Raw genomic sequence first — 20747 nt, forward strand, 5'->3', positions numbered from 1 at the left:
GTGAGGTCACGCCCGCGTCCTGCCGGCCGTCACGGAAAGTCATCGTACGGTGACCCCGGGGTGGGCGCTCCCGGGGTCACCGACCGCGTGGCGGTCAGGAGTTGGGGCGCAGCGTCCAGGTGACCGTCATCACGCCGGTGACGGCGCCGTCGGCGCGGGTGATCTCGACGCTGACCGGGAACTCGGGGCGGCCGCCGGCGTCCAGCTCGGCGACGACCTCGGCGGCCGGGCGGCCGAGCACGGCGGTGGCGGTGACCTCGCCCATGGCGAGCTTCTTGTACGCGATCTCGGCGTTCACCGCGAGCGGCACGGCCCGGGACAGCTGGTCGCCGAAGGCGGCGAGCACGACGCAGCCGCTGGCGGACTCGGCCAGCGTGAACATCGCGCCGGCGTGCGGGCCGCCGACGTGGTTGTGGAACGCGGGCTGGTCCGGCAGTCGGAGCACGGCGCGCTCCGGGGTGGTCTCCAGGTACTCCAGCTTCAGGGTGTGCGCCATCGGCACGGTGGAGTCGAGCATCTGGCCGATCGTGGGTGTGGTCATGGCGACGATGTTACTAGCCGGTAGCTTCCGGCGGCAGAGGTCGACGGGAAAGCCGGCCCTCCGGGCGGGTGTGACGGAGCGCACATCCGGGTGCGGGGCCGCACAACTGAGGCCGTGCACAGCTGAGGGAACGCGAAAACGCCTGAGGGGCCGATCTCTTGAAGAGATCGGCCCCTCAGGCTCTGGGGTGAGTGACGGGACTCGAACCCGCGGCCACCTGGACCACAACCAGGTGCTCTACCAACTGAGCTACACCCACCATCTGTCCGGTCCGTTCCCGCTCTCGCGTTCCCGTTCCGACAAGAAGAACTCTACAGGATCCGAGAGGGTGCTCGCGCCAGGGTTTCCATCCGGTGAGCACGGGCACCCTCTCCGGCCTGCGGGCGGGGCCCCGGAGGCGGTCCGGGGCCCGGGGGTCAGTTCGTCGGAGCCTGGTACTTCGCGGCGATCGTCCGCGCGGTGTCGGCGTCCGGGCCGGGCTGCGGCACGAACACCGCCTCGCGGTAGTACCGCAGTTCGTTGATGCTCTCCCGGATGTCGGCGAGCGCCCGGTGGTTGCCGCCCTTCTGCGGGCTGTTGTAGTACGCCTTCGGGTACCAGCGGCGGGCCAGCTCCTTGATCGAGGAGACGTCCACGATCCGGTAGTGCAGGTGCTTCTCCAGGGCCGGCATGTCCCGGGCCAGGAAGCCGCGGTCGGTGGCCACCGAGTTGCCGCACAGCGGGGTCTTCCCGGCCTCCGGAACGTGCTCGCGCACGTAGGCGAGCACCCGCTCCTCGGCCTCGGCCAGGGTCATGCCCTGCTCCAGCTCCTCCAGCAGCCCGGAGGCGGTGTGCATCGTGCGCACCACCTCGGGCATGGTCGCCAGCGCCTCCGCCGGCGGCCGGATGATGACGTCCACTCCCTCGCCGAGGATGTTCAGCTCGGAGTCCGTCACCAGCACCGCGACCTCGACCAGGGCGTCCCGGTCGAGGTCGAGGCCGGTCATTTCACAGTCGATCCATACCAAACGGTCATTCACACAACTCACCCTACGGCGCGATCACGCGCCGCGGGGACCGGTGGGGCGGAGCGGGGCGCCTCGGCCTGGTGCTCCTCCGGCCCGTCGTGCGGACCGTGACCGTCCGGGTGCTCGCCCTCCCGTCCGGTCCGGACCGCGAGGCCGTCCCGTCCGGTCCGGGCGTCGCGGGCCGCCCCCCGGGCGGTTTCGGCCGTCGGCCGACCCGCCTGGGCGCGGACCTGCGGAGCCCGCGCCTGACGACCACGGAGCTCGCCCGCCCCGGCGCCCGGCTGCCCGGCCGGAGCCGACAGCCGCCCGGCCGCCGCACCGTGACCGCGCCCGGCCCCGCCCGGCTCGTCCGCCGACCGCTCGACCGCACTCCGGTGCCCCTGGCCCTGGCCGCGCGCGCCCGGCTGCGGGAGGCCGTCCTCCGCCGCCGCGTGCTCGGCGGTGCGCGGCGGACGCCCGGTCCCCGCCCCCGGCCCGGCCTGCGGCGGAACCACCGGCGGCCGCACCGGACCGCGCCCGGCCGCACCCTGCTGCCCGGGGTGCGACTGCTGCGCGGCCTGCTGGTGCGGGTACGGCTGACCGGCGCGGGCGTGGAAGCCCTGACCGGCCGGCGCCCCGGCCTGGCCGTGCTGCCCGTGCTGGCCGTGCGGCACCGGCTGTCCGTGCGGGCCGACCGGGACCGGCTGGGCCGACGGTCCGCCGTGCGCCCCGCCGAACAGCGGACCGCCCACCGGCGCGACCGCGCCCGCCGCCGGGTGCGCCGGCGCTCCGGACAGCCGCAGGTCGCCGAGCGCACCGGCCGGCGCGGGCGACTGCTGACCGGGACGACGGGACCGGTAACTGGTCCGGTACGCGGCCGGGGAGACCCCGAGCTGGCGGCGGAAGTGCCCGCGCAACGCCACCGGCGAACGGAACCCGCACCGGCGCGCGACGTCGTCCACCGACAGTTCCGAGGTCTCCAGCAGCCGCTGCGCCTGGAGCACCCGCTGGGTGATCAGCCACTGCAACGGCGCGCTGCCGGTGAGCGTGCGGAACCGCCGGTCGAAGGTGCGCCGGCTCATGTACGCGCGAGCCGCCAGCACCTCGACGTCGAACTGCTGGTTGAGGTTCTCCAACGCCCAGGTGACCACCTCGGCCAGCGGGTCGTTGCCGATCTCCTCCGGTAAAGACTGATCGATGTACTGCGCCTGTCCTCCGCCGCCGCGGCGGCTCGGCACCACCAGGCGGCGGGCCAGCGCGTTGGCCGCCTCGGCGCCGTGGTCGCTGCGCACCACGTGCAGGCAGAGGTCGATGCCGGCGGCGGTGCCGGCCGAGGTCAGCACGTCGCCGTCGTCGACGAACAGCTCGCGCGGGTCGACATGAACCCTCGGGTAGCGCTTGGCCAGCGTCGGCGCGTACATCCAGTGGGTGGTCGCCGGACGGCCGTCCAGCAGACCGGCGGCCGCCAGGACGAAGGCCCCGGTGCAGAGCCCGATGATCCGCGCGCCCTCGTGGTGGGCCTTGCGCAGGGCGGTGATCGCCTCGACCGGCGGCGGCTGGGAGATCGAGCGCCAGGCCGGTACGACGATCGTGCCGGCTCGGGCGAGTGCCTCCAGGCCGTACGGGGCGGAGAGGGTCAGGCCGCCGGTAGTGGCCAGCGGGCCCTCCTCCCCGGCGCAGACCAGCAGGCGGTAGCGGGGCACCCCGGCGTCCTGGCGGTCGACGCCGAAGACGGAGAGCGGGATGGAGCTCTCGAAGATCGGGGCGCCGCCGAAGATCAGGACCGCGACGGTCTCCCGGCGGCGTCGGCCGGACAGCTTGCGCGGGGCGGAGGCCGTCATCGGGGTCGGGGAGCCGTTCGAGCCGTGCGAGCCGTGTGAGCCGTTCGGGCCGGGCCCGCCGCCGAGCGCGAGGCCGCCGAGGGGACCGCCGGTTGGCCCGGGGGCGCTCCCGGGGGTGCCGTTCAGGCCGGGGGCGCCGTAGCCGGGGTGGCCGCCGTAGCCGGGATGACCCGGGTGGCCGGAATGGCCCGGGTGGTCGCCGCCGTAGGGCTGGCCGGGGGTGACGCCGCCTCGGCTGACGGGCTGTCCGCCGAACTGCTGCCCGTAATGCTGTCCGGACTGCTGTCCTCCGGCGGGCGCCCCTCCGATGGGCGTTCCGCCGAAAGGCGCTCCACCGAAGGCCGACTGGCCGTGCTCGCCGCCGGCCGGGACCGCACCGGGGCCGAAACCGGCGCCCGTCCCGGGGCAGGGCACTGCGGGATACGAGGAGTGCGAGGCGGCGCCGCCGGAGATGCCCGGGGTGCCGGAGGTGCGGGTGGTGGCGGAGATCGCGGAGGTGCCGGTGCTTCTCGTGGACCGACCCGTGCTGCCGGCCGCCGACTGGCCGCTGTCAGGACCCGCGTCGCTCCTGCTCACCCTGCTCAAGGCGCTCAAGCCCCCTCGGTGGTGTGGTGTGGGTGGTGCGGCACTGCTCGCCAAGATCGAAATCTATCGGGTGGACCGTTGCCGTTGTGACAAGTTCACCATCCGGCGCTATGTCGACATGGCAATTTGGCGTGATGCATTCGATCACGAAGCGTGGCACCCGTCGACCTTTCTGGGAAGAGGGCCGGGGTAACGGTGGCTGGTTGTCGCGGGACCACTCCTGGGGCGTCCGGCTTCGGTGCGCCCGGCCGGCAGGTCTGGGCTGCGGATTTGTCCAAGCGGGAGGGATCGGAGCGAAATTGACCGAAAATCGGCGGTGCACGAGGGGGCGCACACGGAGAAGTCGTGCGCCTCCCAGGCTTCATCCGGCCAAGCCCTGGACGGCGGAACCGGGAACCGGACCACCGGGTTACGGTCCTGCCGTGAACACCCACAGCCGGCTCGAACGGGCCAACGACAACGCCGCCGCCTTCTGGCTCGCCCAGGCCCGCGTCCACGGCTGGCAGTCCAGCGTCCGACCAGGCCTGACCGCCGTCCGCTGCGCCCGCACCCCGGACGACGCGCACCGCTTCGTGGTGACCCGCCCCTACGGGGAACCGTCCGCCGTGGAGCAGGAGTTGGCGGAGCTCATGGCCGAGTGGTCGACCATACGCTGCACCGTGGAGGACCCGTACGGCGGGCTCGACCTCTCCGCCCTCGGGGCCTCCCGGATGCCGCTCATGGCGGTGATGGTCCGGGACCCGGGCCCGGTCGAGGGCGCGACCGACGCCCTTCCCGCGGTCTCGGAGGCGCGCGGAGGCGGTGTCCTGACGGTCGATGAGGCGCGGGACGGCGACAGCTTCGCCCTGGTCGAACGGACGATCGTGGAGGGCTTCCCGCTGCCCGCCCGCCAGCCCTGGAGCCGCGGCGAGGCGCTCCCGGAAGGACTGCTGGACATACCCGGCTGGCGGGCCTGGCTCGGCCGCCTCGACGGCGCGGTGGCGGCCACCAGCCTCACCTATGACGACGGCCGGGCCACCGGCCTGTACTGGGTCGCGACCCTGCCCGACCAGCGCGGCCGGGGAGCGGCCCACGCCGTCCTCCAGGCCGCCCTGACGCACGCTCACCCGGACCGCCCGGCCACCCTGGTCGCCACCGCCCTCGGCGAACCGCTCTACCGCAAGCTCGGCTTCGTCGAGCAGACGCGGACACGGTGGTGGACCCGTACGTCGGCGGAGTAGGGGAGTCGGCGGAGTAGCGGAGTCGGCGGAGTGGGGAGCCGGCGGGGTGAGGAGGGCGTGGAGTAGGGGAGAGGGCCGGGCGGAGCCGTCGTCATGAGGGAGTGGGCGGGCGGCCGCTACCGGGCGGCCGCCACCACAGCCGGACCCGCTCCGGTGTCCATGCGGGCCGCGGCGATCACGGCAAACCCGCCGGATCGGTTTCGGACACCGAGCCCACCTGCCGGGACGAGGTCGCCGGCCGCCCCCGCGTTCGCGGGAACGGGTGCACTCCGGCCGTCCAGAGCGGCCGTCGTGGGACGTGCGCCGGACCTCGCGCCGGACTAGGCGCCGACCAGCGCCGTCGCGTGGGCCGGCCCGCCCGCTGCCGCCTTCCGGAGCGGCCCGCCGGAGCGGACGCCCACCCGGGGCGAGGGCGCGTTCCGCGCGGCGAGCACCTGGCCGACGGCCTCCGGCAAGCCTGCCGCCTTCAGCGTCGGCCGGTAGCCGCTCTCCGTCCACGGCCGACCGTGGTGCAGCCAGACGCTGCGCAGCCCGGCCAGTTCGGCGCCGGCGATGTCGGCGGGCGCGTGGTCCCCGATCATCCAGGTGTGGTCGGCCCAGTCCCCGGTGGGCGCGACGCCGCACCGCTGCGCCGCCATCTCGAAGATCAACGGGTCCGGCTTGAGGCAGTCGGCCTCCTCGGAGATAACCCAGCCGTCGACCAGCGGGCTCAGCCCGGTCCGCCGGATCTTCTCCAACTGAGGCCGGGTGCCACCGTTGCTGACGATCCCCAGCGTCCAGCCGGCCGCCCGCGCGGCCCGCAGCGCCTCGATGTGTCGGGGCGGGCAGTGGATGTGGGAGTTGATGCCGCGTCGGTAGTGGGCGGACAGGAAGTCGGTGGAGACGTCCAGGCCGTAGCGGCGCCGAACCGCCGACAGTACGGTGCTGCGAGGTACGTAGCCGCCGCCGTCGAGGGTGACGAACCAGTCGAGGTCGCCGGGCGGGAGGTCGTGCTCGGACAGGAGGTCCTGCGCCCAGGCCCGGTAGGCGGCGTCCCGGGGCAACAGGGTGTTGTCGAGGTCGAACAGCAGCAGGGGCATGTCGAGCATGGTGCCAGCGGCCGCGCCTATGCACGTGGCAAATGCCAGACGGCGTCGCGAAGCCGTACGTAGTGGCTGAAACGGCCTCCGCGCACCTGTGACGGGCGGTGCCGCCCGGGACAGTTGGGGCTGTTGGGGTTGGTTCGGATGTCACGGTTCGCGACGTGCCGCAACGGATCGTCGCCGATCCATGACAGTCCGGTCACGGTGTCCCGCGGGGCTGTTGCGTCGCCCGGTTCACTCCGTCAAGCTCCAGGGAACCTCCTTTCCGAAGGGGGCGCGATCGCCTGTGGACGGGGCGCACGGCCTCGGCGGGCGCATCCCTCTTTCGCGGGAACAACGTCGCTCCGGGGCTTCGCCGCTGGGCTGGGCCCCATGCTCGTCGTACTCTGAAAGGAACAGGTCACATACGGTGCTGCGCGTCGCAGACCGACGTCATCCCGTGGGCGGGCCTGCTGCCCGGGCAGCGTTGTTCTCCCCTCCTGTCGGCCCCTCTCCATCGAAGAGCCGTGAGCCATGGCTGGTTTTGAGCCTCCCCGACCGGTTGAACCGGACACGTCCCGCAGCGTGGGCCCGGCCGATGGGCCTGCCCCTGATCAGTCCGACGGCCGGGCCGAGGTTCGCGCGGACCACGCGGACCACGCGGACCACCGAGACGAGCCCGGAAGCGGCCACGGACAGGACGACGGAAGCGACGACGGAAACGACGAGGGAAACGAGCACGGCAGCGTCGGCTGTGCGGATGGCGGTGTGGGCGACAGCGCGGGCGGCGGTGCGGCCGGGCCTGCCAAGCTCGCCGACGTCGTCGCCGGAGCCGACGCGGCGCGGCCGACGGAGCGGGGAGAGCCAGGGGAGCCCGGAGCGGGCCGCGAGGGCCCGCAGGGCTTCGCGCGCGTTCTGCGCGGCTTTGCCCGCCGGGGCAGCCTTGCGCGCCGTGACCACCCAGGGCCCCGCCGGCGGCGTGACGAGCCCCCGGGCGACCCCGAGAGGTCTCCGATGACCGGCCGCCTGGGCCCGGGCGCGGACCGCCCGGAAGCGGCCTCCGGCGCGGTCGGCCCGCTGGGCGGGCACGCCGAGCCGTCCGGGCAGGCCACCCCGGCGCCGTACCTCGATCCGGTGTTCCAGCACGGCGTGGTGGTCGGCTTCGACGGCTCGCTGTCGAGCGAGCGCGCCCTCGCCTACGCCGTCGGCATGGCGCGCCGCTCGCAGTGCGGCCTGGTGATCGTGCACGTCGCCAACCGGCTGCCCGCGACGGTCTGGGCCGGCTGCGAGCCGCCCGTCTTCGTCGACCTCCCCGACCACCGGACCGAGGTCCTCGGCCTGGAACTCGCCTGCGCGGACTTCCTGACCGGAGTGCCGTGGGTTCTGATCGAGCGGGGCGGGGACATCTGCCACGAGATCGAGGAGGTCGGCCGTGAGTACGCCGCCGACGCGATCGTCGTCGGCACGACGCACGGCCTGCTCGGCAAGATCTTCGGCTCGGTCTCCGGGCGGCTGGCGCGGCGGGCCAACCGCCCGGTGATCGTGATCCCCTGAGGCCCTGTTTTCGCGACTCCTCCCGAAGTCGCCCACTGGTCACCTCTCCTGATGCCTCCTTCGCCGCCGCGGACATCAACTCCCCTCATGGTGAGCTTTGTTGAGCGGCACGTTGAGCGTTGAGTCGAGCGTTGCGTCCAGCGGCGCATCGCTCCGGCGGGTGCGGCTCAGGAGGTGACCATCAGGAAGTGATCGTCACGAACTGACGCCGAGCTCCCGGGCGATGAGCATGCGCTGGACTTCGGACGTGCCCTCCCCGATCTCCAGGATCTTGCAGTCGCGCCAGAAACGGGCGACCGGGAATTCGTTCATGAAGCCGTACCCGCCGTGGATCTGGGTCGCCTCGCGGGCGTTGTCGACGGCGGCCTCGGACGAGTACAGCTTCGCGATCGCGGCCTCCTTCTTGAACGGTTCGCCGTGCAGCAGCCGGGAAGCGGCGTCCCGCCAGGCCAGGCGGGAGGTGTGGGCGCGCAGCTCCATGTCGGCAAGCTTGAACTGGATGGCCTGGTTGGCGCCGATCGGCCGGCCGAAGGCCCGGCGCTCGCCGGCGTACTTCACGGACTCGTCGACGCAGCCCTGGGCCAGGCCGGTGGCCAGGGCCGCGATCGCGATGCGGCCCTCGTCGAGGATCCGCAGGAACTGGGCGTAGCCTCGGCCACGCTGGCCCAGCAGGTTGGCCGCGGGAACGCGGCAGTCGGTAAAGGACAGTTCGCGGGTGTCGGATGCGTTCCACCCGACCTTCGAGTACTTCTTCGAGACCTGGAAGCCGGGGGTCCCGGTGGGCACGATGATGGAGGAGATCTCCCGTACAGGCGAGCGGAATTCGCCTTCTTCACTCGAACGAGCGATCGGTTCGGTGAGCGCGGTGACAGTGACCAGGCCGGTGATGTCGGTGCCGGAGTTGGTGATGAAGCACTTGGTGCCGTTGATGACCCACTCGTCGGTGGCCTCGTCGTAGCGCGCCGTGGTGCGGGTGGCCCCCGCGTCCGACCCGCCCTCCGGCTCGGTGAGGCCGAAGGCGCCGAGGAGTTCGCCGGAGGTCAGCCGGGGCAGCCACTCGCGCTTCTGCTCCTCGGTGCCGAACCGGTAGATCGGCATCGCGCCGAGCGAGACGGCGGCCTCCAGGGTGATCGCCACCGAGGAGTCGACGCGGGCGAGTTCCTCCAGGGCGAGGCCGAGGGCGAAGTAGTCGCCGCCCATGCCGCCGTACTCCTCCGGGAAGGGCAGGCCGAAGAGCCCCATCCGCCCCATCTCCTGGACGATCTCGTACGGGAACTCCTCCCGCTCGTAGTAGTCGCCGATCTTCGGCGCCACCACGTCCTGGGCGAACTCGGCGACGGTGCGCCGCAGTTCCTCGTACTCGCTGCTGAGTCGGTGGTCGAACACGGTGATCCTCCTGGCGTCCGGCGGGGCCGGTCGCGGACGTGAGCGGGTCGACCGGCGTCCGTCGAACGGTATGACGGTCGCACGGTGCGATGGAAGGATGAACGTCGAGCGATGAACGTGGTGCGTGGCGCCGGCCGGACCCGTACGGGAGGCCGGCGCCGGAGGCGGGGACGGGCGGGTCAGCTCCGGGCGGAGCCGAGCAGGGCCTGGACGGTGCGCGAGGGGCTCGGTCGGCCGAGGCGCTCGGCCATCCAGCCGCTGGTGGCGACCAGGGCGCGCAGGTCGACGCCGGTCCGGACGCCGAGCCCGTGCAGCATCCAGACCAGGTCCTCGGTGGCCAGGTTGCCGGTGGCGCTCTTCGCGTACGGGCAGCCGCCCAGGCCGCCTGCCGAGGCGTCCACCGTGGTGACGCCCTCGCGCAGCGCCGCCAGGGTGTTGCTGAGCGCCTGGCCGTAGGTGTCGTGGAAGTGCACGGCGAGCCGGTCGACCGGGACGCCGGCCCGGGCGAATCCCGCCAGCAGGGCGGCGACCTGGCCCGGGGTGGCCACCCCGATGGTGTCACCCAGGCTCAGCTCCGCGCAGCCCAGCTCCAGCAGCCGCACGCCGTAGCGGACCACCTGGTCCACCGGGACGGGGCCCTCCCACGGGTCGCCGAAGCACATCGAGAGGTAGCCGCGGACCGCGACCCCGGCCTCGGTGGCCCGGACCACGACCGGGCGGAACATCTCCATGGCCTCGTCCGCCGAGCGGTTGAGGTTGCGGCGGGCGAAGGTCTCGGTGGCGCTGGCGAACACCGCGATGTCCGAGGCGTGGTGGGCGAGCGCGCGGTCCAGACCGCGCTCGTTCGGCACCAGCACCGGCAGCCGCAGACCGGGGTGGCGCTCCGGCAGCCCGGCGAGCCGGGGGACCAGCTCCTCGGCGTCAGCCAGCTGAGGTACCCATTTCGGGTGAACGAAGCTGGTGGTCTCGACGGTGCGCAGGCCGGCGGCGGCGAGCCGGGCGATGAACTCGGCCTTGACCTCGACCGGCACCAGGGACTTCTCGTTCTGGAGGCCGTCGCGCGGTCCGACCTCGTGGATCCGGACCTCCTCGGGCAGGCCGGCGGCGCGGACCGGGTCGGGCAGGCCCAGGTCGAGGGCGTCGGGCTCGCGGGCGGGGGCGGTCACGACCGTACCTCCACGGGCTCGGCGGAAGCGGCGGGCGCGGCGGCCGGTTCGGCCGGGGCGTCCTCGGCCGGGGTGACCACGACCAGCAGGTCCTCCATCGCGACGGTGGCGCCGGCGGTGGCCCGCAGTTCCGTCACCACGCCGTCGTGCGGCGCGGCGATCACGTGTTCCATCTTCATGGCCTCCAGCACGAGCAGGGGCTGGCCCTTGCGGACCGTCTCGCCCGCCGTGGTCTTGACGACGGTGACGGTGCCGGGCATCGGGGCGGTCAGGGCGCCGTGGTGGGCGCCGGCCCCGGCGGCGTTCTCGACCACGGGGTCGTAGGCGTGCAGCGGCCAGGCGTCGCCCTCGATGCCGAGCCAGGTCACCGGTCCGGCGGCGAGGCCGGGGGTGGCGTCGGTGGCCAGCGAGAACGTGGTCTGGAGGCCGTCGACGGTCAGGTGCAGCCGGTCGCCGGCCAGGGTCGCGCGGGCCCGGTGCGCGGCCCCTTCGTCGAGCCGGAGCTCCACCTCGCGGGTGAGGCCGGCGGAATTGTCAGTGGCATCGGTTACGTTGCCCGCAGTGATCGAGCGAACGCGCACCGCCACCGGATCCTGGCCGGGGGTACGGAGTCGGTGGGTGGTCCAGGCGGGGGTGCCGCCCAGGCGCCAGCCGGAGGGAAGGGAGAAGGGGTCGGTCCAGCCGTCGGGGTCGGCGGCCGGGGTGAGTTCCAGGTGCCGCGCCAGCGCGGCCGCGTAGTAGAGGAGGTGAGCGGGCGACGGCGGTTCGGCCGTCGCGGACGCGTCCGGGCCGGTCGCGTTCGTGGGGGAGTACGGCGCGGTGAGCAGGGCCGGCTGCTCCTGGGCCGTCTGCTCCACCAGGCCGGTGTCCAGGTGGCCGGCGACGACCTCGGGGTGTGCGAGGAGTCGGCGCAGGAAGCCGGTGTTGGTGGTGACGCCCAGGATGCGGGTGTCGGCCAGTGCCGCGCGGAGCCGGCGCAGCGCGGTCGGGCGGTCGGGCCCGTATGCGATGACCTTGGCGAGCATGGGGTCGTAGGCGCTGGTGACGACGGTTCCGGGGGCCACTCCGGAGTCGACGCGGATGCCCTCGCCCCGGGGCTCGTCCAGGGTGAGGATGCGGCCGCCGGTGGGCAGGAAGTCCCGTTCCGGATCCTCGGCGCAGATGCGGGCCTCGATGGCGTGGCCCAGGAAGGAGATGTCGGACTGGCTGAAGGAGAGCGGTTCGCCGGCGGCGACGCGCAGCTGCCACTCGACCAGGTCGAGTCGGGCTGAGTCCGCGCCGACCGCGACGGCGAGCTCGGTGACGGGGTGTTCCACCTGGAGACGGGTGTTCATCTCCATGAAGAAGAAGTCCCGCACCTCCTCGGAGGCGGAGGCGGGAGCGTCCGGGTCGATGCCGGGGACGATGAACTCCACGGTGCCGGCGCCGGTGTAGCCGCAGGACTCCGCGGCGCGGACGGCCGCGGCGCCCATCGCGGCGCGGGTCTCGGCATTGAGGAGAACGGAGGGAGCCTCTTCGATCAGTTTCTGGTGGCGGCGCTGGAGGCTGCACTCGCGCTCGCCGAGGTGGACGGTGGTGCCGTGGGCGTCGGCGAGCACCTGCACCTCGATGTGGCGCGGCCGATCGATCCAGCGTTCCAGCAGCAGGGTGTCGTCACCGAAGGCGGTGCGGGCCACGCGGCGGGCGGCGGCGATCTCGGTGGGCAGGTCGGCGCGGTCCCGCACGAGGCGCATGCCCTTGCCGCCGCCGCCGGCGGACGGCTTGAGCAGCACGGGGTAGCCGATCTCGTCGGCGGCGGCGACGAGGTCCTCGTCGGTGGGCGCGGTGGCCTGGCTGCCGGGCACCACCGGGACGCCGGCCGCCCGGACGGCCTCCTTGGCGTTGATCTTGTCACCCATCAGCTCGACCGCACCGGGAGGTGGTCCGATGAAGACGAGGCCCGCGTCGGCACAGGCGCGGGCGAAGCCGGGGTTCTCGGCGAGGAAGCCGTAGCCGGGGTGGACGGCCTGGGCGCCGGTGCGGCGGGCGGCGGCGAGGATCTGGTCGGTCCGCAGGTAGGTCTCGGACGCCGAGCTGTCGCTGCGGTCGGCCGGGCCGAGCCGGACCGCGACGTCGGCCTCACGGACGTGCGGCGCGTCGGCGTCCGCGTCGCTGAACACGGCGACCGAGCGGACGCCGAGCCGCCGCAGGGTGCGGATCACCCGGAGGGCGATCTCGCCGCGGTTGGCGACCAGAACTGTGTCGAACATGGGAGGTGTTCCTCCGGGTCGAGGGGGCCGTACGAAGGAGGTGGCGGTGGGCGGTCGGGGTGCCGGCCCGGGTGGGCCGGCACCGCGGGGCGTCACACCCGGAAGGGAGGGGTCGCGGGCGCCGGGAGCGGCATCGGGAGCAGTGACACCAGGAGAGGGGTCACATGCGGAAGACGCCGTACGGAGCGGGCGGTGCCAGCGGGGCGTTGGCGCAGGCGGTGAGTGCGAGACCGACGACGGTGCGGGTGTCCATCGGGTCGATCACACCGTCGTCCCAGAGCCGGGCGGTGGCGTAGTAGGCGTTGCCCTGGCGCTCGTACTGCTCGCGGACGGGGCGCTTGAACTCCTCCTCCGCCTCGGTCGGCCACTGCTCGCCGTGCGCCTCCAACTGGTCGCGGCGGACGGTGGCGAGGACGGAGGCCGCCTGCTCGCCGCCCATCACGGAGATCTTGGCGCCCGGCCACATCCACAGGAAGCGAGGTGAGTAGGCCCGGCCGCACATCGAGTAGTTGCCGGCTCCGTACGAGCCGCCGATCACCACGGTCAGCTTCGGGACACGGGTGCAGGCGACGGCGTTGACCATCTTGGCGCCGTGCTTGGCGATGCCGCCCGCCTCGTACTGCCGGCCGACCATGAACCCGGTGATGTTCTGGAGGAAGAGGAGGGGGATGCCCCGCTGGTCGCACAACTCGATGAAGTGGGCGCCCTTGACCGCCGACTCGGAGAACAGCACGCCGTTGTTGGCCACGATGCCGACGGGGTGGCCGTGGATCCGGGCGAAGCCGGTGACCAGGGTCGCGCCGTATTCGGCCTTGAACTCGGCGAACCGGCTGCCGTCCACCAGGCGGGCGATCACCTCGCGCACGTCGTAGGGCGTGCGCGGGTCGACCGGCACGGCCCCGTACAGGCCCGCTGGGTCGACGGCCGGCGGCTCGACCGGGGTGAGCGGCCACGGCTTGGCCTCGCGCGGGCCGAGCCCGGCGACGATCGTGCGCACGATGGAGAGGGCGTGGGCGTCGTCCTCGGCCAGGTGGTCCGTCACACCCGAGGTGCCGGAGTGCAGTTCGCCGCCGCCCAGCTCCTCGGCCGTGACCACCTCGCCGGTGGCGGCCTTCACCAGCGGCGGACCGCCGAGGAAGATCGTGCCCTGGTTGCGGACGATCACCGCCTGGTCGCTCATCGCCGGGACGTACGCGCCGCCGGCCGTGCACGAGCCGAGCACGGCGGCGATCTGCGGGATGCCCGCAGCGGAGAGCCTGGCCTGGTTGTAGAAGATCCGGCCGAAGTGGTCGCGGTCCGGGAAGACCTCGTCCTGCATGGGGAGGAAGGCGCCGCCGGAGTCCACCAGGTAGATGCAGGGCAGCCGGTTCTCCAGCGCGACCTCCTGGGCGCGCAGGTGCTTCTTCACCGTCATCGGGTAGTAGGTGCCGCCCTTGACGGTGGCGTCGTTGGCGACCACCATCACCTCGCGCCCGGCGACCCGGCCGACGCCGGCGATCACTCCGGCCGCGGGCGCCGCGCCGTCGTACATCCCGTCGGCGGCCAGCGGGGCCAGCTCCAGGAAGGGGGAGGCCGGGTCGAGGAGGGTGTCCACCCGGTCGCGGGGCAGGAGCTTGCCGCGGGCGGTGTGCCGGGCTTGGGCCTTGGCGCCGCCGCCCAGGGCGGCCGCGTCGAGCTTCGCGCGAAGCTCGGCGACCAGGGCCCGGTGCGCCTCGGCGTTGGCTCGGTAGGCCTCGGAGCCCGGGTCGGCGGAGCTGCCGAGCCGGGGTGCCGGTGCGGCGGCCGCGGAGGAAGCGGAGGGCGCGGTACCCGGTGCCGTCGTGCCGACCGTCGCGCTGAGCCGGACACCGGTGGGTACGCCGGTGGTTGAGATGACCATTCCCAAGAGCTCCCTTGCCCTCGGCACCAGGTGGGCGGCCGGATGCGGACCGCCCGTGAGCACGTTAATTAACGTTAACTTACGCGCCCAGGTTAACGGCCGATAACCCGACTGTCTACGATGGACGGCATGCCGAATGTCCCCGCAGCCTCCGCACTCCCGCGCCGTGACCAGATCCGTCGGGAGGCCGCGAGGCTGTTCGCCGCCCGGGGATTCCTCGGTGTGGGCGTGGATGAGATCGGCAAGGCCGTCGGAATCAGCGGCCCCGGGCTCTACCGCCACTTCGCGGGCAAGGACGCCATGCTCGCGGACCTGCTGATCGGCATCAGCGAGCGCCTGCTGGAGGAGGGGCGCCGCCGGGCGGGCGGCGGCGACGGTCCGGTCGCCGCGCTGGACGCGCTGATCGGTGGCCACGTCGACTTCGCCCTGAACGACCGGGACCTGATCACCCTGCACGACCGCGAGCTGCTGAATCTCAAGGAGGAGGACCGGCGTACGGTCCGTCGGCTCCAGCGCGGCTACGTCGAGCTGTGGGTGGACGTGGTCCGACAGGCCTATCCGCCGTTGGCCGACCCCGCCGCCGAACCGGTGGCGCGCGCCACCGTGCACGCCGTCTTCGGGCTGATCAACTCGACCCCGCACAGCCTCGGCCCCAACCCCGACCAGGGTGAGCGCTCCGCCCTCCAGCGCGACGGCATGGCCGCCCTGCTCCACACCCTCGCCCATGGCGCGTTCGCGGCGGCCGCGGACTCGGCCGCCGCCTCCGGCGACGGTTCGGCGCCTGCGGGAGCCCTGAGCCCTGAGCCCTGAGCCCTGAGCCCTGAGCCCGGGGCCGAACGGGTGTCGGGGTCCGGGGCCGAACGGGTGCCTGGGTCCAGGGCCAAGCGGGTGCCTGCGAGGGTCCGAACGGGAGCCTGCGAGGGGCCGAGTCCAGACCTCGATGCGGGTCCTAGGCCCAAAGGACGGCGCCCGCCCGCCCCTGGCCACTGGGCGCCCCGAGTGCCGTCGGCGACCCTGGAAGTGGCCGGGGGAGAGTAGGCCGTGCGAGTGGCTGCGGGAATCGCCGCAGGCCGCAGGCTGTTGGTCAGTCCACCGGACCGGACGATCCGGGCTGCCCCGGTCCGACCCGAACCCACCCGGGTCCTCAACGCCGTGGCGGCCACCCGACGAAATGGTTAGCATCCCTAAATATGCCCGAGACTCACGGATCCACGGTGGAGCAATCCCCGAGCGGCCCCCAGGCCCCCGGCCCGACCCCGGGGGTCCCCGTCGACAGCCCGCAGCCCGGGGCCGGCAACGCCGTGCCGCCGACCGGCAACGCCGAGACGGCCGCCGCACCCGCCGCACCCACTACCGAGCCGGCCGAGCCGCCCGGCTGGCTGCGCCGCCTGGTCGGCTACAGCTGGCGGTCCCGCCGCAGCCTGCTGCTGGCCTTCGGCGCCTCGCTCCTCGGCATGGCCGTCACCGCGCTGGTGCCGCTGGTCACCAAGCTGATCATCGATGACGTCATCGTCGCCCACACCCGCTCGCTGACCCCGTGGGCGGTGGTGCTGCTGCTGGCCGCCCTCGTGGTCTTCGGCTGCACCCAGGTCCGCCGCTACTACGGCGGCCAGCTCGCGGTCGACGTCCAGCACGACATGCGCAGCGACCTGTTCCGCTCGCTCGGCCGACTCGACGGCCACCGCCAGGACCGGCTGGACACCGGCCAGGTGATCGGGCGCGCGACCTCCGACCTCCAGCTGGTCAACGGCCTGCTCTCGATGCTGCCGATGATGACCGGCTACCTGCTGATGTTCGTCATGTCGCTGGCCGTGATGGTCTGGCTGTCCCCGCCGCTCACCCTGATCGCCCTGGTCATGGCCCCCGCCCTGTGGTGGGTCTCAGTGCTCAGCCGCAAGCGCCTCTTCCCCGCCACCTGGGCCGCCCAGCAGGAGGCGGCCGCCGTGGCGGGCGTGGTGGACGGCGCGATCGGCGGCGTCCGCGTGGTCAAGGGCTTCGGCCAGGAGGCGCAGGAGCTCGACAAGCTGGAGACGGCCTCCCGCAACCTCTTCGCCGCCCGGCTCCGCTCGATCCGGCTCAACGCCCGCTACAACCCGGCGATGCAGGCGATCCCGGCGCTCGCCCAGGTCGGCGTCCTGGCCTTCGGCGGCTGGCTGGCCGTCGACGGCCGGGTCACGCTCGGGACCTTCGTCGCCTTCTCCACCTACGTCGCGCAGATGACCGGCCCGGTCCGGATGCTGACCATGGTCATCACCGTCGGCCAGCAGGCCAGGGCCGGCGTCGAACGGGTCCTGCAACTGATCGACGAGCGCCCGCTGGTCCAGGAGCGCCCGGACGCCCTCACCCTGGACCTCGCTCCCGACGCCCCCCACGGCCCTGCGGACGGCACCGCCACCGTCGGCCCGCGCACCCCGGACGGCACCGCCACCGTCGCCCCGCGCACCCCCGACGTCGCCCTGGAGTTCGACCAGGTCGAGTTCCGCTACGACCCCGAGCACCCCGCCCCCGTCCTGCACGGCCTCAGCCTGAAGCTTGCCCCCGGCGAGACCCTCGCCCTGGTCGGCGCCTCCGGCTCCGGCAAGTCGACGGTGGCCCAGCTGGTGCCCCGCTTCTACGACCCGGCCGCCGGGACGGTCCGCCTGTACGGCCACGACCTGCGCGACCTCACCTTGGACTCGGTCCGCTCGGCGGTCGGCATCGTCCCTGAGGAAAGCTTCCTCTTCTCCGAGTCGGTCCGTACCAACATCGCCTACGGCCGCCCGGACGCCACGGACGAGCAGGTGTTCGCCGCCGCCCGCGCCGCCCAGGCCGACGAGTTCGTCCGCGCGCTGCCGGACGGGTACGAGACCAAGGTCGGCGAGCAGGGCCTGACCCTGTCCGGCGGCCAGCGCCAGCGCATCGCGCTGGCCCGGGCGATCCTCACCGACCCGCGGATCCTGCTGCTGGACGACGCGACCTCGGCGGTGGACCCGCAGATCGAGGCGGAGATCCACGACGCGCTGCGCTCGGTGATGACCGGCCGCACCACGCTGCTGATCGCCCACCGCCGCTCGACCCTCCAGCTCGCCGACCGGATCGCCGTCCTGGACGGCGGCCGGCTGCTGGACCTCGGTACGCACGAGGAACTCGAAGCCCGATGTCCCCAGTACCGGGCCCTGATCACCGATCCCGAGGCCGGCCGCACCACCCAGCCCCCGGCCCCCGAAGAGTCCGCCGGACAGAGCCCCGAACGGTCCTCCGAAGAGTCCTCCGAAGGCCCCTCCGGCGAGACTCCCGAGCAGGCACCGCCCGCCGCCGAGACCGCACCCGCCCTCCCCACCCCTGCCCTGGTCAAGGCCGCCCGCACTGCCGACCCCGAGCTGCTGGCCAAGGTCGCCGCCCTCCCGCCGGCCGCCGACGCCCCGGCCGTCCCCCGCGCCGAGGCCGAGGCCGGCGACCCCGACTTCACCCTGCGCCGCCTGCTGCGCCCCTTCCGCGCTCCGCTGCTCATCGCCCTCCTCCTGGTCGCCCTGGACGCGGCGGCCGGACTGGTGCTGCCGGTGCTGATCCGGCACGGCATCGACGAGGGCGTCCGCAAGGGCCTGATGTCCGGCGTCGCGGTGGCCGCGCTCACCGCACTCGTCGTGGTCCTGCTGGACTGGATGGTGCAGGGCGCCGAGAACCGGGTCAGCGGCCGTACCGGCGAACGCGTCCTCTACACGCTCCGGCTCAAGATCTTCGCCCACCTCAACCGGCTCGGCCTGGACTACTACGAGCGCGAGCTGACCGGCCGGATCATGACCAGGATGACCACCGACCTGGACTCGCTGACCTCCTTCCTCCAGACCGGCATGGTCACCGCGGTGGTCAGCCTGCTGACCTTCGCCGGGATCTTCGCCGCCCTGCTGATCATCGACGCCGGCCTGGCCCTGGTGGTCTTCGCCGTCCTGCCGCTGCTGGTGATCGCCACCCTGGTGTTCCGCAAAAAGTCCAAGGACCAGTACGAGCGCTCCCGCGACCTGATCAGCGCCGTCAACGCCGACCTCCAGGAGAACGTGGCCGGCATGCGGATCGTCCAGGCCTTCCGTCGCCTGGACACCAACACCGACCGCTTCGTGGCCCGCGGCATCGCCTACCGCGAGGCCCGGGTCCGCGCCCAGCTCTACATCTCGCTGTACTTCCCGTTCGTCCAGTTCCTCTCCAGCGTGGCCGCCGCACTGATACTGATCGTCGGTGCCGCCCGGGTCGACGCCGGGACGCTGACGGTCGGTGCGCTGGTCGCGTACCTGCTCTACATCGACCTGTTCTTCGCGCCGGTCAACCAGCTGTCCCAGGTGTTCGACGGCTACCAGCAGGCCTCGGTGGGCCTCGGCCGCATCCGCGAACTGCTGCGCACCCCGACCACCACCGCCGCGGCGGCCGACCCGGTGCCGGTGGCCGAGCCGCTGCGCGGCGAGATCTCCTTCGAAGGGGTCGGCTTCGCCTACAACGGTGGCGCGGACGGCGCCCCGAACGTGCTGAGCGGCGTGGACCTGCACATTCCGGCCGGGCAGACGGTGGCGCTGGTCGGCGAGACCGGCGCCGGCAAGTCGACGCTGGTGAAGCTGGTCGCCCGGTTCTACGACGCGACGGAGGGCACCGTCCGGGTGGACGGGGTCGACCTCACCCGCTACGACCTGGCGCAGTACCGCCACCGCCTGGGCGTGGTGCCGCAGGAGGCGTACCTGTTCGCGGGCACGGTCCGCGAGGCGATCGCGTACGGCCGCCCGGAGGCCTCGGCGGCCGAGGTGGAGGCGGCGGCCCGGGCGGTCGGCGCCCACGACATGATCGTCCGGCTCTCGGGCGGCTACGACCACGAGGTGGCAGGCCGCGGGCGCAACCTCTCGGCGGGCCAGCGCCAGCTGATCGCGTTGGCCCGGGCCGAGCTGGTCGACCCGGACGTCCTGCTGCTCGACGAGGCCACCGCGGCCCTCGACCTGGCCACCGAGGCGGCGGTCAACCAGGCGGCGGACCGGCTCAGCGGCGGCCGGACCACCCTGGTCATCGCCCACCGGCTGACCACCGCCGAACGCGCCGATCGGGTGGTGGTGCTGGACCACGGTCGGGTGGTCGAGGACGGTACCCACACCGAACTGCTTGCCCGGGGCGGCACCTACGCCCGGCTCTGGCGGGCGTTCATCGCGGACGGCCACCCGGCGACCGAGACCGTCGCCGCCGGATAGGCCGGCCGACCGCGGGTTCGCACGCCGCCTGACGGGTCCTCGCGCCCGGCCCGTCGCACGGGCCCGTCAGGCGGCGATCAGTGCCGCCAGCAGTCCCGAGGCGTCGATCCCGCGCGGCAGGTCGCTCACCTGCCCGTCCCCGACCTCGACCACTCGCCAGCCGGAGCCGTCCGCCCGGCTGGCGAGGTCGGTGGTCACGAAGCGGCAGCCGAGCCTGCGGACCAGCGCCCGGATGTCGGTGAGGTCGGGTTCGACGGCCTGGCGCGGGGCATCGGGGTGCGGTCCGACCAGGACGGGCCGGCCGTCCAGCCACCACACCCGGGCCTCCACGGCGCGCCCGCCCGCGCCGTCCGTACCGCCTGGACCACCCGTACTGTCCGCGCCGTCCGGGCCGGAGCCCGCGTCGGAGCCCGCGTCCGTATGCGCGCCCTCGAACTCCTCGTACCGCCGCAGCACCACGCCGCCCGCCAGGAACTCGCCCTGCAGTTCGACGAACCGTTCCACCACCCGGCCGACGGCCGTCAGATCAGCCAACTCCGGTACGTAGCAGGCCTCGTGCCACTCGTGCTTGCGCGACTTCACGTAGTCCTTGACGATCGCCGGCCCGTGGCCGCCGAGCCGGGACGCGGCCTGCGCCAGCTCCTGCGGCCCGGGCGCCACCGGTCCGTCGGACGGGATCCACGCACTGGCCGGGGTCGCGCCCTCGAACACGCCGTACCAGCCGGGCAGTTCATGGGCGGCCGCGTAACCCGGTGCGCTGGTCAGCAGGTTGCCGCCACGGGCGGTGAGCGCCGCGGCGAAGTCGGCGTACCGGGCGGAGGGCAGCATCCAACCCCGGTACCAGAGCGGGCCGCTGTCCCGCGGCACCCGCCGGACCGCCTCCTCGGCCCGCCCGGCGAGCAGCGCGTCGTGGTCGACCAGGTGGTGTCCGCCGCCCAACTCCCGCAGCATCCGGGCCTCCCAGGCGAAGTGCGGGTCGGGCCGGCGCGGGTTGAGCGGATCGGCGGGGAAGATGATCGCGGGTTCGGACATGGCCGTCAGGGTACGGCCGCCGGGCCGGCCACGCGCCCGCCACGGC

At 73.5% G+C, this 20747-nt stretch carries 12 protein-coding genes, 1 tRNA gene and 2 pseudogenes; 5 read left to right on the plus strand and 10 right to left on the minus strand.

Translation table 11 applies throughout. The features are described 5' to 3' along the window. Positions 1-94: 94 nt before the first annotated feature. From QWJ13_RS32650 to QWJ13_RS32665, 4 genes and pseudogenes are all read right to left on the minus strand, one after another. The gene (locus QWJ13_RS32650; RefSeq protein WP_316529140.1) at positions 95-541 is read right to left on the minus strand and encodes a DUF4442 domain-containing protein; all 447 of its coding nucleotides are present in this window, start codon (positions 539-541) and stop codon (positions 95-97) included. A gap of 183 nt (positions 542-724) precedes the next feature. After that, positions 725-800: transfer RNA gene (locus QWJ13_RS32655), tRNA-His, on the minus strand. A gap of 157 nt (positions 801-957) precedes the next feature. Further along, positions 958-1560, minus strand: a complete 603-nt coding sequence (gene orn, locus QWJ13_RS32660; RefSeq protein WP_316529142.1) for an oligoribonuclease — start codon at positions 1558-1560, stop codon at positions 958-960. A gap of 599 nt (positions 1561-2159) precedes the next feature. Next, a pseudogene (locus QWJ13_RS32665) lies at positions 2160-3368 on the minus strand (helix-turn-helix domain-containing protein); the annotation flags it as partial. Positions 3369-3846: 478 nt separating this feature from the next. Here QWJ13_RS32665 and QWJ13_RS32670 point away from each other — a divergent pair. Next, a complete protein-coding gene (locus QWJ13_RS32670) occupies positions 3847-4146 on the plus strand; it encodes a hypothetical protein (RefSeq protein WP_316529143.1) in 300 nt (99 codons plus the stop codon). Positions 4147-4375: 229 nt separating this feature from the next. Beyond that, complete coding sequence (locus tag QWJ13_RS32675) at positions 4376-5173, plus strand: GNAT family N-acetyltransferase (protein WP_316529144.1); 798 nt, start codon at positions 4376-4378, stop codon at positions 5171-5173. Positions 5174-5493: 320 nt separating this feature from the next. Here the strand turns inward: QWJ13_RS32675 and QWJ13_RS32680 are convergent, their stop codons facing one another. After that, positions 5494-6261 (minus strand): HAD family hydrolase, encoded by a 768-nt coding sequence (locus tag QWJ13_RS32680; protein ID WP_316529145.1) that lies wholly within the window; start codon positions 6259-6261, stop codon positions 5494-5496. A 1101-nt stretch (positions 6262-7362) separates the two neighbouring features. On the opposite strand from QWJ13_RS32680, the pseudogene QWJ13_RS32685 reads away from it, so the two are divergent. Next, positions 7363-7788: pseudogene (locus QWJ13_RS32685) on the plus strand (universal stress protein); the annotation flags it as partial. Between the two features lie 195 nt (positions 7789-7983). Here QWJ13_RS32685 and QWJ13_RS32690 read toward each other — a convergent pair. The 4 genes from QWJ13_RS32690 to QWJ13_RS32705 form a co-directional block, all read right to left on the minus strand. Then, positions 7984-9174 (minus strand): acyl-CoA dehydrogenase family protein, encoded by a 1191-nt coding sequence (locus QWJ13_RS32690; protein ID WP_316529146.1) that lies wholly within the window; start codon positions 9172-9174, stop codon positions 7984-7986. 179 nt (positions 9175-9353) lie between these two features. Beyond that, positions 9354-10340, minus strand: coding sequence for a hydroxymethylglutaryl-CoA lyase (locus QWJ13_RS32695; protein WP_432277647.1), 987 nt, complete (start codon positions 10338-10340; stop codon positions 9354-9356). Continuing rightward, on the minus strand, positions 10337-12589 hold the full coding sequence (locus QWJ13_RS32700; RefSeq protein WP_316529148.1) for an ATP-binding protein: 2253 nt from the start codon (positions 12587-12589) through the stop codon (positions 10337-10339). The genes QWJ13_RS32695 and QWJ13_RS32700 overlap by 4 nt, the downstream gene beginning before the upstream one ends. Positions 12590-12749: 160 nt before the next feature. Continuing rightward, entirely contained in the window at positions 12750-14468 is a 1719-nt protein-coding gene (locus QWJ13_RS32705) for a carboxyl transferase domain-containing protein (protein WP_316529150.1), read from the minus strand. A 129-nt stretch (positions 14469-14597) separates the two neighbouring features. Between QWJ13_RS32705 and QWJ13_RS32710 the strand changes: the two genes are divergently transcribed. Together QWJ13_RS32710 and QWJ13_RS32715 are read left to right on the plus strand one after the other, a co-directional pair. After that, positions 14598-15278: a TetR/AcrR family transcriptional regulator gene (locus QWJ13_RS32710; protein ID WP_316529152.1), complete on the plus strand. Its 681-nt coding sequence runs from the start codon at positions 14598-14600 to the stop codon at positions 15276-15278. A 380-nt stretch (positions 15279-15658) separates the two neighbouring features. Continuing rightward, the gene (locus tag QWJ13_RS32715; protein WP_316529154.1) at positions 15659-19669 is read left to right on the plus strand and encodes an ABC transporter ATP-binding protein; all 4011 of its coding nucleotides are present in this window, start codon (positions 15659-15661) and stop codon (positions 19667-19669) included. Between the two features lie 66 nt (positions 19670-19735). On the opposite strand, the gene QWJ13_RS32720 is transcribed toward QWJ13_RS32715, so the two are convergent. Next, positions 19736-20701, minus strand: coding sequence for an ATP-grasp domain-containing protein (locus QWJ13_RS32720; RefSeq protein ID WP_316529156.1), 966 nt, complete (start codon positions 20699-20701; stop codon positions 19736-19738). Positions 20702-20747 lie beyond the last annotated feature (46 nt).

This window comes from Kitasatospora brasiliensis (genome assembly GCF_032654805.1).
GTDB lineage: Bacteria > Actinomycetota > Actinomycetes > Streptomycetales > Streptomycetaceae > Kitasatospora > Kitasatospora brasiliensis.

Bases quoted from the DNA above. Each gene is read 5' to 3' on its own strand.
- QWJ13_RS32650 (WP_316529140.1), bottom strand. From the start codon at position 541: ATGACCACACCCACGATCGGCCAGATGCTCGACTCCACCGTGCCGATG.
- QWJ13_RS32680 (WP_316529145.1), bottom strand. From the start codon at position 6,261: ATGCTCGACATGCCCCTGCTGCTGTTCGACCTCGACAACACCCTGTTG.
- QWJ13_RS32700 (WP_316529148.1), bottom strand. From the start codon at position 12,589: ATGTTCGACACAGTTCTGGTCGCCAACCGCGGCGAGATCGCCCTCCGG.
- QWJ13_RS32705 (WP_316529150.1), bottom strand. From the start codon at position 14,468: ATGGTCATCTCAACCACCGGCGTACCCACCGGTGTCCGGCTCAGCGCG.
- QWJ13_RS32710 (WP_316529152.1), top strand. From the start codon at position 14,598: ATGCCGAATGTCCCCGCAGCCTCCGCACTCCCGCGCCGTGACCAGATC.
- QWJ13_RS32715 (WP_316529154.1), top strand. From the start codon at position 15,659: ATGCCCGAGACTCACGGATCCACGGTGGAGCAATCCCCGAGCGGCCCC.
- QWJ13_RS32720 (WP_316529156.1), bottom strand. From the start codon at position 20,701: ATGTCCGAACCCGCGATCATCTTCCCCGCCGATCCGCTCAACCCGCGC.